The organism is Pseudomonas sp. CIP-10, assembly GCF_020911845.1.
GTDB classification, from domain to species: domain Bacteria; phylum Pseudomonadota; class Gammaproteobacteria; order Pseudomonadales; family Pseudomonadaceae; genus Aquipseudomonas; species Aquipseudomonas alloputida.
Window position 1 is genome coordinate 5,391,727 of the sequence record NZ_CP087160.1, and the last position, 13,424, is coordinate 5,405,150.

Sequence of the window (13,424 nt, forward strand, 5' to 3'; positions counted from 1 at the left end):
CACCCTCATGGGGCCGCTTTGCGGCCCCTTGCTATTTCCGCGCTTTCACCGCTGCCGGTGCCTTGCCTGCCTTCATCTGCTGCAACAACGGTGTGCACTGGTTCGGGTCATCCCCGCTGCTGGGCGCAATCAGCGCCAGCAACCCCGCCGCCGGCCCAGCCACCACACCCAGCGCAACCATGCCTGCGCCACGCAACGCCAGCGGCAATGCCTGCACACCGGCGTTCGGTTTGGCAAACGGTCCGCGCACATACAGGGGTGAACGCAGCGAGAACAACCGCAGCCCTTTCGATTCCGGGGTGATGTTCAAATCCAGTTGCTCGGAAGCGAAATTCGCCGTGCCGTCGATGTAGATGATCGCGTTCTCGGTATCGAAGATGAACAGCCGCGTAGTCGCCAGGCCATCCTTGATGCCCACATCGGCCGCCGCACAGTTGATCTTCACGTCCTCATCACCAAACAGCTTGCCGACCACATAGTTGCCCACGTTCAAGCCGGCAATTTCCATCAGGCTGCGGCTGATGGCGCCATCGTTGATCAGCATGCGCAAGTCGCCATTGGCTGTACCCAGCAAGGCGGCTACCGAGTTGCCACGGCCGCTGATGTCGGCGTCGCCATTGAGCTCACCAAAGCTGGTCTGCATTGGCGCGAAGGTAGGGAACAGTTGCTTGAGCTTGAAGCCACGCGCAGTCAACTTCGCGCGCCCCTGCAAGGGCACGCTGCGCCCGTCCAGGCGGATGTTGGAGGCCAGGCTGCCGCCGGCCACGCCAAAGCGCAGGGGCTCCAGGCGTAACAGGCCGTCTTCGAGCACCACATGGGCCGACAGGTCAGTGAACGGCAGTTGCGCGCTGTGCACGATGCGCTTGCCAGCAAAGGTGACATCAGCGTCCATTGCCCGCCAACGCTCGGTGCGAAACGCCTCCACTGGCAGCACCTTGCCTGCAGGCTGCTTGCTGGCACCGCCGCGGGCCTTCTGTTCGGCATTGGAGTCGGCACCGATCAGCGGCGCCAGGTCCTTGAACAGCAACTGGTTCGATACCAGGTTGCCGGACAGTCTGGGCCGTGGCTGGCTGGCAACGAAGGCCAGGTCCCCATGGATATCGCTGTCGCCGATCTTGCCGTTGAAGCCCTGGTAATTGAACGACGCCCCTTGCGCGGCCTGCAGGTTGGCGCTTAGGCGGCCGTCGGTGGAATAGGCCGGGGTGTCAGGCAAGGTGACGCCGGTCAATGGGTAGAGGTTGCCCAGGCTGGCACCCGACAAACGCAGGCGCAGGTCGAGGGCACCAAGGTTGCGCGGGTCGGTGAGGGTGCCGGCGAGCACCACATGGGTGTCGGCGATGCGCACGTCGGCCTGCAGCGGGAACGGCTGGCTGGCGTCCTGCAGGGCCAGCAGGCCGCCGATCTTGCCGGTGCCGGACACTGGCTGGCCTTTGTAGCGGCCCTGGGCCTTGAGGCCGAAGGCATAGTCCTGCGCACCGCCGGCCTTCTCGGCGCTGGCCTTGCCGACAATCTCACTGAACGGGATTGGCTTGCCAAGCGGGTCAATCTGCACCTTCATGCTGGTTTTGAGGGTCTGGTCGTCGAAGCTGACGTTGCCTTGGTCAAAGCCGATGGCGCCGATGTCCAGCTGCCATTTGGAAGGTTCAGCGTTTTCATCCTTGGGGCCGAAGTCGAAGACCCAGTTGGCGCGGCCATCGGCCAGGCGAGTGAGGCTGGCAGTGGGCTTGGTGAGGTTGATGCGGGGTATGCTGATCTGCTGGAACACCAGCGGTAGCGGCGCCAGGCGAAACTCCACGCGCTCAAGGCCGACCATCTTCGGCTCCTTGAGCCACTCGGGGTTGCCCAGCGTCAGGTCTTCGGCAATGAAGTGCGGCCAAGGCACCCAGGCACGCCAACCGCCCTCTTCGGGCTCGGTACGCCAGTGCACGGCGAGGTTGCCGTTGATCGCGAAGGGCCGATGCAAGGCTTCGGAGACCTTCTCGTTGAGCAGTGGCTTGACGCGGTTCCAGTCGAAGGTGGCAATCACTACCACCAGGATCGCCAGCACGGTAAGCAGGCTGGCGAGGGTCCAGACGAGGATTCTGGCGGGACGCGTCATTGCGTATTTCTCCTTGCGGCATGACAGAAAACAGGCGCAGCGATGGCCTCAATAACTCCGACTGATGAAAACCCGTGAGGTTTTATCGGTGGCGCCATGATAGCGAAGTTTTTCCTGGCCTCTTGCTCAGAAATTTGTCTTACCAGACTGCACATGTTACCCACCGCCAACCGGGCAAGGGGATTGCCTGCATGGCCGCAATGGCCGGAATAGACGCCCTGAAAACCTCTATCAATATGGTCGATTGTTACCATTACCCGTATGAACTTCTCTCTGGCGTTACGCGGCGTAGCATTGGCTTCGTACCCACTTTCCAGCCCCCGAGAGGAGCACCGAAATCATGAAACGCCATCTGCTGACCCTGACCCTGTCCCTTCTGGCCGCCAACGCTTTCGCCCTGCCGGCGTCCGAGCAACACCTGACGTCCGAAGCGCGCTCCAGCGCTGCCGAAATCGCCCAGCCGCTGAAAACCGTCGCTGAAGGCGGCTCCGATCGCCTGATCGAACGTTCTGGCCGTGTTGCCGAAGGTGGCGCTGATCGCCTGATCGAACGTTCTGGCCGTGTTGCCGAAGGTGGCTCCGATCGCCTGATCGAACGTTCTGGCCGCGTTGCCGAAGGTGGCTCCGATCGCCTGATCGAACGTACTGGCCGCGTTGCCGAAGGTGGCTCCGATCGCCTGATCGAACGTTCTGGCCGCGTTGCCGAAGGTGGCTCTGATCGCCTGATCGAACGTTCTGGCCGCGTTGCCGAAGGTGGCTCTGATCGCCTGATCGAACGTTCTGGCCGCGTTGCCGAAGGTGGCTCGGATCGCCTGGTTGAACTCAGCCGTGTGAGCTGATCGCCATGGCCGAAAAGAACAACTTCTGTCACAACGCTTGCTCCCCTCCAGGCCCGGTCCATTGACCGGGCTTTGTTTTTTTATCTAGAGTGCCCAGCCTGACCGTTACAGAAGCCCGCATCATGCTGCCGCGCGCCGAACAGAAGCTACAGACCCGCCAGGCCCTGCTCGATGCCGCCTGCCTGCTCATGGAGAGTGGCCGTGGTTTCGGCAGTATCAGCCTGCGCGAAGTGGCGAAGACAGCTGGCATCGTGCCGACCGGCTTCTATCGGCATTTCTCCGACATGGACGCTCTGGGCCTGGCCCTTGTCGCCGAAATCGACACCACCTTCCGCCAGACCATCCGCCTGGTGCGCCAGAACGAATTCGAACTGGGCGGCATCACCGACGCCTCGGTGCGCATCTTCCTCGACGTGGTCGCCGCCCACCGCGCGCAGTTCCTGTTCCTGGCCCGCGAGCAATACGGCGGTGCGCAGGCCGTGCGCCAGGCCATTGCCCGCCTGCGCCAGGATATCAGCGACGACCTTGCCACCGACCTTGCTCGGATGAAGCGCTGGCAACACCTGGACAGCGCCGCACTTGCGGTGATGGCCGACCTGGTGGTGAAGACCGTGTTCGCCACCCTGCCCGAGCTTATCGACAACCCGGAAGCGGGTTATCCACAGGCCCTGACGCCCCAGGAAAAGATCACCCAGCAGTTGCGCTTCATCTTTGTCGGGGCGCGGCATTGGCAGGGGCTCGGCAACCCAGGCTACTGAAAACCCCACTTCTGCTACCATGGCGCCCTGCCCGACAGCGACGAGCGCCGAAATGTCCGACCCCCGCCCCACCCTGCCCGAACTGGCCCGCTTCAACCAGCACTTCGCCGAACGCATCGTGCCGCTGTGGCAAGGCCCGGGCTGGAACGCCGACATGGCTCTGCCCTACGAAGCGCTGGACGCCCAGCACCATCCGTTGCCGGTGCAGCGCTACCGCGCCATGGCCTGTGCACGCCAGCTGTATGTGTTCAGCAGCCGTATCGGGCAACCGGGAGCTGCGGAGCGTGCCGCAGCCCTGTTTCGCTCGCTGCAAAAGCACTTCCACGATGCCGAGCACGGTGGCTGGTTCTACAGCATCGACGCCCAAGGCAAGCCGCTGGACCGGCGTAAGGACCTGTATACCCACGCCTTCATCGTGTTCGCCTGCGCGCACTACTGGGGCAAAGTGCGCGAAAGCCTGGTGGAGTCCACGTTGAATGCCGCGCTGGACATCATCGACCAGCAGTTCGCCCGTGACGATGGCCTGTACGAAGCCTGCCTGGGCGAAGACTGGGCCGACCTCGGCAGTGGCCCGCTGCAGAACCCGCAGATGCACCTGGCCGAAGCGTTCCTGCAAGTACTGGCAGTGCGTGGCGACGAACATGTCCGCCAGTCGCTGCTGCAATTGTGCCAGGCGCTCGAGGCGCATTTCATTGAACCGGTCCATGGCCTGATGCTGGAAAAGCCACACGGGGCTGTGGATAACTGGTTCGAGCCTGGGCACCAGTTCGAGTGGTTCTATCTGCTGCATACCTCCCCGCTGCTGCGTGACACGCCGCTGCATGCGTCGATAGACCGGGCCTTCGGCTTTGCCGAGCAATTCGGGGTGAAGGATGCGGCCGTACTGGCCATGCTGAATGTGGATGGCCGGGTGCTTGATGCCTCCCAGCGTATCTGGGCGCAGGCCGAGTACCTGCGGGCGCTTACATTGCGTGAAGGCAGTGAAGCAAAGCTCGCGGGGCAGTTGGGCGCCCTTTCAGCGCGGTTCCTGCGTGACGCCGGCTGGTATGAGTGCCGAGGGGGTGACGGCGCGGTGAGCAGGGATGACATGCCATCGACCACGCCTTATCACTTGGCTACCTGCCTGGAAGGGCTGAATCAGGCGAACCTCTGACTGTCCATACAACGAACCTGTCAGGGGTGAGCGTTTCCCTCTGCCGGAAGCATCTCCCCACGCCTATGTTGGTGCTTCTTTCTCGAACGTTCAGGAGTAACCAACATGGAAGCAGAAGCCTTCAAGGCATTTGTCGAAGAGCAGATCAACCGAGCGGCACAGAAGATAATCGATCACGGCCACCGCTATGACGAGCACTCCCATGGCAAACTCAGCTACCTGCTAAGCCTGCGCCGTGTCATCAATTGCGAAGCAACGGCCGAGGACATGGGCCGGCATGACGCGATCAACGATGTCCTTCAAGCGTTAGGCATCATCCCTGAAGGCAGAACCGGCTTTAGCTATATCAACTGAGCGATGCGGTTGTTTCGCGAACCGGGTCTTTCCGGTTCGCGGCGTATGCTTAGCCTTTTGATCGGTCGATCGAGAACCCTGCCCAGTCCTGGCTCACCGGCATCAGTTCCAGGCTGTTGATATTGATGTGCGCCGGCTGGTTGAGGATCCAGAAGATGGTCTCGGCAATATCCTGTGGCTGGATCGGCTCCGCACCCGCGTAGGTAGCATCGTACTTGGCCTGGTCACCCCCGAAGCGCACCAGCGAGAACTCGCTCTCGCACAGACCCGGCTCGATGTTGCTCACACGCACACCGGTACCGCGCAGGTCGCAACGCAGGCTCAGCGAGAACTGGCCGACGAAGGCCTTGGTGCCGCCATACACGTTGCTGCCCGGGTACGGGTAGTTGCCCGCCACCGACCCGACGTTCAGGATCGACGCGCCGCGGCCATGGGCGATGAGCCGTGGCAGCAGCAGGCGAGTGGTGTACATCAGGCCCTTGATGTTGGTGTCGACCATGGTTTCCCAGTCGTCCAGGCTGCAGTTCTGCGCAGCATCCACACCCAGCGCCAAGCCGGCGTTGTTGACCAGACCGCGAATCTTTTCAAAGCCGGCCGGCAGATTGGCAATAGCCTGCTCCATGGCTTTGCGGTCACGCACGTCCAGCACCAGGCCATGCACTTCGGTCTTGGCCGACAGTTCAGCGCACAGGGCGTCCAGGCGCTCTTTGCGGCGCCCAGTGAGTACCAGCTTCCAGCCGGCTTCTGCGAAGCGGCGGGCAGTGGCCTCGCCGAAACCGGAAGTCGCGCCAGTGATGAATACGGTGGACGTCATGCTGTGTTCCTCACGGTAGGTTGTCATGGCAGCTTTGCAGCATGCCCGCGCCTGGCCTTGGCAGCAAGCCGTTCAGGGGCTGTTCATTTTTTGTTCATATTCTGCAAACCCTTGCGGCAGAGGGCTCGCCGCCAGGTATACGCATGTTATCCACAAGGCTTTCCCCACAGATTGGGGGCAACTTGTCCACCGCACGGAACCCTTTCAGCGGGTTGTGGTCGGTGGATATCTTGGCGGTGATGGCGCAAGGCTTTCAAACATGCCGCCTGCAGCGGTCTGTCCAAGGTTTTTACACAGAGTTATCCACAGGATTATCGCGACACTTCAAGTGCACGCAGAGATTTTGAACGCTTGGGGAAATCATCCACAACGGGGATATGAACAAAAAATGATCAAATCGCTACAGGGCTTGATACTCAAGGGCTTGAGCGATATGCCACCATGTTTTCCACAGGCGGCTCCACACTATCCGTGGAAAAGAGTTGGCCTGTGGAAACAATGGCTTGCGAAGGAATATGGGTGTGTTTCGGGAGAAGGGAACGACAAGTTTTCCACATTGAGAAGGGGGCTGCATTGCAGCCCCTGCATACAACTCAGTGCCCGCCCAGATAAGCGTTACGCACTTCCTCATTGACCAACAGTTCCTGCCCGGTCCCGGTCATGCGAATCTGCCCGTTGACCATCACATAGGCCCGGTCCGACAGTTTCAGCGCATGGTTGGCGTTCTGTTCCACGAGGAAGATGGTCATCCCGGTCTTGGCCAGTTCTCGCAGGGTCGAGAAAATCTGCTTGACCACAATCGGCGCCAGCCCCAACGAGGGCTCGTCCAGCAGCAGCAACTTCGGCCGGCTCATCAGCGCCCGGGCAATCGCCAGCATTTGCTGCTCGCCACCCGACATGGTCATGGCCCGCTGGTTACGCCGCTCCTTCAACCGCGGGAACAGCTCATACATGCGCTGCATGTCTTCGTCGGCATGCTTGTCGCCGATGGGGATGGTACCCATCATCAGGTTTTCCTCGACGGTCATGTCGGGAAACACCCGGCGCCCCTCCGGCGACTGGGCAATGCCGTTGGAGGCGATGTAGTGCGAGGATTTGCGGGTAATGTCGGTGCCGCGGTACACGATATGCCCGGATGCCGCCCGCGGCTGGCCGAAAATCGACATCAGCAGGGTCGACTTGCCGGCACCGTTGGCGCCGATCAGGCTTACCGTCTCGCCCTCGTTGATGTGCATCGAGACTTTCTTCAGTGCCTGGATCGGCCCATAGAACACGTCCAGGTCTTTCAGCTCGAGAATGGGTGCACTCATACCAGTTCCTCTTCGTCTGCACCCAGGTAGGCGGCAATCACCGTCGGGTTGTGGCGGATGTCCTGCGGCGCACCTTCGGCAATCACATTGCCGTGGTCCAGCACCACGATATGGTCGGAGATGCTCATGACCATGCCCATGTCGTGCTCAATCAGCACCACAGTGATGTCGTGCTCGTCACGCAGCACACGGATCATGCGGCTGAGTGCTTCGGTTTCCTGCGGGTTCAGGCCCGCCGCCGGTTCGTCCAGGCAGATGATCTTCGGCCGCGTGCACATGGCCCGGGCAATTTCCAGGCGGCGCTGCTGGCCGTACGACAGTTCGCCGGCCAAGCGGTTGGCACAATCGACCAGGTCGACCACTTCCAGCCAGTAGAAGGCGTGGTCCAGCGCATCGCTCTCCGCCTTGCGATAGGCCTTGGTGTTGAACACACCTGCCAGCAGGTTTCGGTTGACCCACATGTGCTGCGCCACCAGCAGGTTCTCCACCACCGACATTTCCTTGAACAGCCGGATGTTCTGGAAGGTGCGTGCCAGGCCGGCGCGGTTGACCAAATGGGTACCGCCGAACATCTTGTAGTACATGCGGTTGGCAAAGCGCGCAGGCGAAACGAAGTCGGCCGGCTGGAAGCGCTCACCGAGCAGCTGGATCACGTTGGTATGGCTGCCGCGCACGTTCAGCTCGATGCGCCCGCCACTGGCCTTGTAAAAGCCGGTCAGGCAGTTGAACACCGTAGTCTTGCCGGCGCCATTGGGGCCGATCAGGGCGAAGATCTGGTTGCGCCGGACCTTCAGGCTGACATCGCTGAGCGCCTTGATGCCACCGAACTGCATCATCAGGTTGTCGACCGAGAGAATGATATCGTCGCTCATGGCGCCACTCCTTTACGCGGGGTCACACCGGTACGGCTGATGCGGATCAGCCCACGCGGTCGCCAGATCATCATCAGCACCATCAGCACGCCGAACAGCAGCACCCGGTATTCGGAGAAGCTGCGCAGCAGCTCTGGCGCCACGGTCAGCACGAACGCCGCAATGACCACGCCCACGGTCGAGCCCATACCCCCCAGTACGACAATGGCGAGGATCAACGCCGACTCGAAGAAGGTGAATGAAGACGGGTTGACGAAACCCTGGTAGGTGGCAAAGAACACCCCGGCCAGGCCGGCGGTAGAGGCGCCAAGGGTAAACGCCGAGAGCTTGACCAATACGTGGTTCAGGCCCATCGAACGGCAAGCGATCTCGTCTTCGCGCAGCGCTTCCCAGGCCCGGCCGACCGGCATGCGGGTCAGGCGGTGCTTGATGTACAGCACCGCCAGCACGACCATGAACAGCACCGCATAGATGAACACGAACTTGAGGTTGGCGTTGTATTCGAAGCCGAAGAACTCATGGATCGGCACCCCACCGTCCTTGGCGCGGCGGCCGAACTCCAGGCCGAAGAAGGTTGGCGATGGCGCCGGCATGCCGTTGGGGCCACCGGTGAACGACAGCCAGTTGTTCAGCACCAGGCGAATGATTTCGCCAAAGCCCAGGGTCACGATCGCCAGGTAGTCACCGTGCATCCGGAGCACCGGGAAGCCCAGGATGCACCCCGCCAACGCCGCCGCGATGGCCGCCAGCGGCAGCACGCTCCAGAAGCCCAGGCCAAGGTATTGGTACCCCAGCGCCAGGCCGTAGGCACCGATGGCGTAGAACGCTACATAACCCAGGTCGAGCAGGCCGGCCAGGCCCACCACGATGTTCAGGCCCAGGCCCAGCAGTACGTAGATCAGGCCAAGAATGACCACAGTCAGCAGGTACTTGTTGGCGAAAATCGGGAAGACGATGGCAATCACCACCAGCGCCGGGATGATGTAGCGTAGCCGCGACACATAGTTCGGCGCGCGCACATGCACGCCCGAGCCGCCACTGTCGAAGCCCTCGAGCATGCGCCGCCCGGCAGCGGTCTGCACGTACAGGCTGAGCAGGAAACGCCCGAGCATCACCCCGCCGACCAGCCAGGCAACCCGACGAGGTTCGGCGTTGAAGGTATAACCGTCGAGCACCACGCCGACGATCGGGCCGAAGACAATCAGCGCCAGCAAGCCGGCAACGATGGTCTCGAGCAGGCTGCGCTTGATATCGAAACCTTTGGTTTCAGAGGCAGAGGCAATTTTGGCAATCGACATGTTCACACCTTAGCCACGAGCGGGCGACCCAGCAGGCCTTGTGGGCGGAAGATAAGGATCATCACCAGCAGCGAGAAGCTGAACACGTCCTTGTAGTCGGAGTTGATCAGGCCGGAGAACAGCGACTCGGAAATACCCAGGATGATCCCGCCGAGCATCGCGCCAGGCAGCGAGCCGATGCCACCGAGCACAGCGGCAGTGAACGCCTTGATACCGATGATGAAGCCGGCGTAGAAGTCGAAGGTGCCGTAGTTCATGGTGATGAGCACGCCGGCCAGGGCGGCCATCACTGCACCGATGACGAACACGTAGGAGATTACCCGGTCGGTGTTGATACCCAGGATCGAGGCCATCTTGCGGTCTTGCTGGGTAGCACGGCACATGCGGCCGAGCTTGGTGTACTTGATCACGTAGGTCAGCAGGCCCATGCCGACAAAGGCCGCCACCAGGATGAAGATCTTGGTATAAGTCAGTTGCACGAAGCCGGACCCGACTTCGACACGCATAGCACCTTCCAGCAGGGTTGGCACGCCTTGCTGGCGGGCGCCCTGGCTGATCTGTGCGTAGTTCTGCAGGATCAGCGAAATGCCGATGGCACTGATCAGCGGTGCCAGGCGGGTGGAGTTACGCAGCGGTTTGTAGGCGATGCGCTCGATGGTGAAACCATAAACGCCGGTGACGACGATGGTGAACAACAAGGTGCCCAGCATCAGCAGGGGGAACGATTCGACACCGAAGTAAGCCAGCAATGCCAGGCTGATCGCCGCGAGGTAAGCGGAGATCATGTACACCTCGCCGTGCGCGAAGTTGATCATGCCGATAATGCCATAGACCATTGTGTAGCCGATGGCGATCAGGCCATAGACCGACCCGAGGGTCAGGCCGTTGACCAGTTGCTGCAGGAAAATACCATCCATAACGCAATCTCACCTGATTGAGATTGCACGAGCGCCGACCACGGCGCGGGCCACCTGTGCGGGGCCCTCGCAGCGCAGAACTGTGCAGATCTACGAATAAAGACAGGTACCGCGGGGCTTGGGCCCGAGCAACCGCCCGGGCCGCGGGCCGTTGTTATTTTTGTTTTTCCAGCTGGTGGTATTTACCGGTCTTGTCCCACTGGTAGACCACGTAGTCGGACACGGTCAGGTCGCCCTTGCTGTCCCACTTCTTCTCACCCATGACGGTCTGCACCGGGTTGGCCTTGAGCCACTTGGCAGCGTCCTCGCCCTTGTTCGACTTCGCGCCATTGAACGCGGCAGCCAGAGCCTGCAGCGAAGCGTAGGCGTACAGGGTGTAGCCCTCAGGTTCGGTGCCGGCCTTGCGGAACTCCTCCACCACCGCCTTGCTGTCTGGCAGCAGGCGCGGGTCGGCACCGAAGGTCATGTACACGCCGTCAACGTATTGCGCGCCGCCGGCGGTAGACACCAGTTCGTCGGTGACGATGCCATCATCGGACATGAACTTGACGTCCTTCAGGCCCTGCTCGCGCAACTGGCGTACCAGCGGGCCGGCTTCCGGGTGCAGGCCGCCGAAATAGACCACGTCGGCACCGGTAGAGCGGATCTTGGTGACCACAGCGCTGAAGTCTTTCTCGCCACGGGTCAGGCCTTCGTACAGCACAGGCTTCACGCCGCGTTTTTCCAGCTGCGCCTTGGTCGCGTCGGCCAGGCCCTGACCGTAGGTGTCCTTGTCGTGCAACACCGCGACCTTCTTGCCCTTGAGCACGTCGACGATGTAGTCGCCAGCGACGATACCCTGCTGGTCGTCACGGCCGCACATGCGGAACATGGCGCTCAGGCCGCGCTCCGTGACCTGTGGGTTGGTGGAGCCTGGGGTGATGGCGATTACGCCCGCCTCGTCATATACCTCGGACGCCGGGATCGTGTTGGAGGAACAGAAGTGGCCCACTACGCCGATCACCTTGTCCTGGTCGACCAGTCGGTTGGCCACGGCCACGGCTTGCTTCGGCTCACAGGCGTCATCGCCTTTGACCAGGACGATTTTCTCGCCATTCACGCCACCGGCGGCGTTGATCTTGTCGGCCGCTGCCTGCGCACCTTTCATGTACTGCTCGCCAAACGCTGCGTTGGCACCGGTCATTGGGCCCGCTACACCGATCTTGACGTCGGCCTGAACATACGAAGAAACACCCAGCGCCGTAGCTACGGCCAGAGCCAGGAAACCTTTCTTGTAAAACGTCTGCGACATGAGGTGGTGCTCCTAGAGTTTTTTTGGTTGGCACTACAACTACTCAGCCCTGTGCTCAGAGCAAGGGCCGTGCCATCGGTTTTGTCTTCCGGGAAAACACACTGTGCAGGATGCCTGTAGGCGACGGGCGGCCTTTTCTTTATTGAGCGTGCAACCGTCTGCCACGCGGCAGGCGCCACCACACGTACAGACAAGGAGCAACCGTCGAGTGCCATCATTGCAACCCTGGCAAGTGTTTACGTGCAACCGCCCTGTAACAGCGGACGTCACCGAACTGCACACCGCTGGTGCGCGACTGCTACAGGCGGCACCGTTTCAAGGCTAGCTGGTGCACGGAAAAACACCTCTGTTTTGGCTGTTTCGGCCTCTTCGCGGGCACGCCCGCGCCTAAAATAGGAACAAGGCCCCGCACCGTGTAGGGGCGGGCTTGCCCGTGAAGAGGCCGGAACAGCCACACAAGGGGTAAAAGGCTGGCACAATGGCCGCCAATCGCCGCTTCCGGAGCCCCCTTGATGAGCGAAAGCGCATTCGCCGAGCGCATCGTGCACAACTTGCTCGACACCGACTTCTACAAACTCACCATGATGCAGGGAGTGCTGCACAACTACCCGGACGCCGACGTCGAATGGGAATTCCGCTGCCGCAACGGTGAGGATCTGCGCCCCTACCTCGGCGAAATTCGTAATGAGCTCGAACGGCTTGGCGACCTCACCCTGGACGATGGCCAGCTGGCCTTCCTCGAACGCATCAGCTTCCTCAAGCCCGACTTTTTACGCTTTCTGCGACTGTTCCGCTTCAACCTGCGCTACGTGCACGTCGGCATCGAAAACGACCAGCTGTTCCTGCGCCTGAAAGGTCCGTGGCTGCATGTGATCCTGTTCGAAGTGCCGCTGCTGGCCATCATCAGCGAAGTACGCAACCGCAATCTGCACCCGCACATGCGCCTGGCCGAGGCGCGGGATCAGTTGTACCGCAAGTTTGACTGGCTGCGTGCACATGCCAGCGACGACGAGCTGGCCGAACTGCAGGTGGCCGACTTCGGCACCCGCCGGCGCTTTTCCAGCCGCGTGCAGGAGGAAGTGGTAAGGGTGCTGCGCGACGACTTCCCCGGCCGTTTTGTCGGCACCAGCAACGTCGACCTGGCATGGAAACTGGATATCAAACCGCTGGGCACCATGGCCCACGAATGGATCATGGCCCACCAGCAGCTCGGCCCCCGGCTGATCGACAGCCAGATCGCCGCGCTGGACTGCTGGGTACGCGAGTACCGCGGCTTGCTCGGCATCGCCCTGACCGACTGCATCACCATGGATGCCTTCCTCGGCGATTTCGACCTGTACTTCGCCAAGCTGTTCGACGGCCTGCGCCATGATTCGGGCGAGCCGGTAGCCTGGGCGGAAAAGGCCATTGCCCATTACCAGAAACTGGGTATCGACCCGATGACCAAGACCCTGGTGTTTTCCGACGGCCTCAACCTGACCCGCTCGCTGGAAATTTTCCGCGCCCTGCGCGGCCGCATCAACGTCAGCTTTGGCATCGGCACCAACCTGACCTGCGACATCCCTGGTGTGGCACCCATGAGCATCGTGCTTAAAATGACCGACTGCAACGGCGCGCCGGTGGCCAAGATCTCTGACGAAGCCGCCAAGACCCAGTGCCGCGACGAGAACTTCGTCGCCTACATGCGTCACGTATTCAAAGTCCCCAGCAAGGAGTAACCC

General features: G+C 61.5%; 12 protein-coding genes. 5 read left to right on the plus strand and 7 right to left on the minus strand.

Going from position 1 to position 13,424, the window contains the following annotated elements:
* Window positions 1-31: 31 nt before the first annotated feature.
* On the minus strand, window positions 32-2,098 hold the full coding sequence (locus LMH93_RS24350; protein ID WP_060545173.1) for an AsmA family protein: 2,067 nt from the start codon (window positions 2,096-2,098) through the stop codon (window positions 32-34).
* A gap of 340 nt (window positions 2,099-2,438) precedes the next feature.
* On the opposite strand from LMH93_RS24350, the gene LMH93_RS24355 reads away from it, so the two are divergent.
* From LMH93_RS24355 to LMH93_RS24370, 4 genes are all read left to right on the plus strand, one after another.
* The gene (locus LMH93_RS24355; RefSeq protein ID WP_230064693.1) at window positions 2,439-2,936 is read left to right on the plus strand and encodes a phage infection protein; all 498 of its coding nucleotides are present in this window, start codon (window positions 2,439-2,441) and stop codon (window positions 2,934-2,936) included.
* A 122-nt stretch (window positions 2,937-3,058) separates the two neighbouring features.
* Window positions 3,059-3,694 carry a TetR family transcriptional regulator gene (locus LMH93_RS24360; protein WP_003249603.1) on the plus strand — a complete coding sequence of 212 codons (636 nt, stop codon included), beginning with the start codon at window positions 3,059-3,061 and terminating at the stop codon, window positions 3,692-3,694.
* Between the two features lie 52 nt (window positions 3,695-3,746).
* On the plus strand, window positions 3,747-4,847 hold the full coding sequence (locus tag LMH93_RS24365) for an AGE family epimerase/isomerase (RefSeq protein ID WP_230064694.1): 1,101 nt from the start codon (window positions 3,747-3,749) through the stop codon (window positions 4,845-4,847).
* A 105-nt stretch (window positions 4,848-4,952) separates the two neighbouring features.
* Complete coding sequence (locus LMH93_RS24370) at window positions 4,953-5,201, plus strand: hypothetical protein (RefSeq protein WP_010955465.1); 249 nt, start codon at window positions 4,953-4,955, stop codon at window positions 5,199-5,201.
* 49 nt (window positions 5,202-5,250) lie between these two features.
* Here the strand turns inward: LMH93_RS24370 and LMH93_RS24375 are convergent, their stop codons facing one another.
* The 6 genes from LMH93_RS24375 to LMH93_RS24400 all read right to left on the minus strand — a co-directional run bounded on the left by LMH93_RS24375 (window position 5,251) and on the right by LMH93_RS24400 (window position 11,703).
* Window positions 5,251-6,015: an SDR family oxidoreductase gene (locus LMH93_RS24375; RefSeq protein ID WP_003249597.1), complete on the minus strand. Its 765-nt coding sequence runs from the start codon at window positions 6,013-6,015 to the stop codon at window positions 5,251-5,253.
* Window positions 6,016-6,608: 593 nt separating this feature from the next.
* A complete protein-coding gene (locus LMH93_RS24380; RefSeq protein WP_004576969.1) occupies window positions 6,609-7,325 on the minus strand; it encodes an ABC transporter ATP-binding protein in 717 nt (238 codons plus the stop codon).
* On the minus strand, window positions 7,322-8,197 hold the full coding sequence (locus tag LMH93_RS24385) for an ATP-binding cassette domain-containing protein (RefSeq protein WP_003249594.1): 876 nt from the start codon (window positions 8,195-8,197) through the stop codon (window positions 7,322-7,324). The genes LMH93_RS24380 and LMH93_RS24385 overlap by 4 nt, the downstream gene beginning before the upstream one ends.
* A complete protein-coding gene (livM, locus tag LMH93_RS24390; RefSeq protein WP_003249592.1) occupies window positions 8,194-9,495 on the minus strand; it encodes a high-affinity branched-chain amino acid ABC transporter permease LivM in 1,302 nt (433 codons plus the stop codon). The genes LMH93_RS24385 and livM overlap by 4 nt, the downstream gene beginning before the upstream one ends.
* A gap of 2 nt (window positions 9,496-9,497) precedes the next feature.
* Entirely contained in the window at window positions 9,498-10,412 is a 915-nt protein-coding gene (locus LMH93_RS24395) for an ABC transporter permease subunit (RefSeq protein WP_003249590.1), read from the minus strand.
* A 154-nt stretch (window positions 10,413-10,566) separates the two neighbouring features.
* On the minus strand, window positions 10,567-11,703 hold the full coding sequence (locus LMH93_RS24400; protein ID WP_003249588.1) for a branched-chain amino acid ABC transporter substrate-binding protein: 1,137 nt from the start codon (window positions 11,701-11,703) through the stop codon (window positions 10,567-10,569).
* 512 nt (window positions 11,704-12,215) lie between these two features.
* On the opposite strand from LMH93_RS24400, the gene pncB reads away from it, so the two are divergent.
* Window positions 12,216-13,421 (plus strand): nicotinate phosphoribosyltransferase, encoded by a 1,206-nt coding sequence (gene pncB / locus LMH93_RS24405; RefSeq protein ID WP_064613810.1) that lies wholly within the window; start codon window positions 12,216-12,218, stop codon window positions 13,419-13,421.
* Window positions 13,422-13,424: the final 3 nt, after the last annotated feature.

Bases quoted from the DNA above. Each gene is read 5' to 3' on its own strand.
- LMH93_RS24350 (WP_060545173.1), bottom strand. From the start codon at position 2,098: ATGACGCGTCCCGCCAGAATCCTCGTCTGGACCCTCGCCAGCCTGCTT.
- LMH93_RS24355 (WP_230064693.1), top strand. From the start codon at position 2,439: ATGAAACGCCATCTGCTGACCCTGACCCTGTCCCTTCTGGCCGCCAAC.
- LMH93_RS24360 (WP_003249603.1), top strand. From the start codon at position 3,059: ATGCTGCCGCGCGCCGAACAGAAGCTACAGACCCGCCAGGCCCTGCTC.
- LMH93_RS24365 (WP_230064694.1), top strand. From the start codon at position 3,747: ATGTCCGACCCCCGCCCCACCCTGCCCGAACTGGCCCGCTTCAACCAG.
- LMH93_RS24370 (WP_010955465.1), top strand. From the start codon at position 4,953: ATGGAAGCAGAAGCCTTCAAGGCATTTGTCGAAGAGCAGATCAACCGA.
- LMH93_RS24375 (WP_003249597.1), bottom strand. From the start codon at position 6,015: ATGACGTCCACCGTATTCATCACTGGCGCGACTTCCGGTTTCGGCGAG.
- LMH93_RS24380 (WP_004576969.1), bottom strand. From the start codon at position 7,325: ATGAGTGCACCCATTCTCGAGCTGAAAGACCTGGACGTGTTCTATGGG.
- LMH93_RS24385 (WP_003249594.1), bottom strand. From the start codon at position 8,197: ATGAGCGACGATATCATTCTCTCGGTCGACAACCTGATGATGCAGTTC.
- livM (WP_003249592.1), bottom strand. From the start codon at position 9,495: ATGTCGATTGCCAAAATTGCCTCTGCCTCTGAAACCAAAGGTTTCGAT.
- LMH93_RS24395 (WP_003249590.1), bottom strand. From the start codon at position 10,412: ATGGATGGTATTTTCCTGCAGCAACTGGTCAACGGCCTGACCCTCGGG.
- LMH93_RS24400 (WP_003249588.1), bottom strand. From the start codon at position 11,703: ATGTCGCAGACGTTTTACAAGAAAGGTTTCCTGGCTCTGGCCGTAGCT.
- pncB (WP_064613810.1), top strand. From the start codon at position 12,216: ATGAGCGAAAGCGCATTCGCCGAGCGCATCGTGCACAACTTGCTCGAC.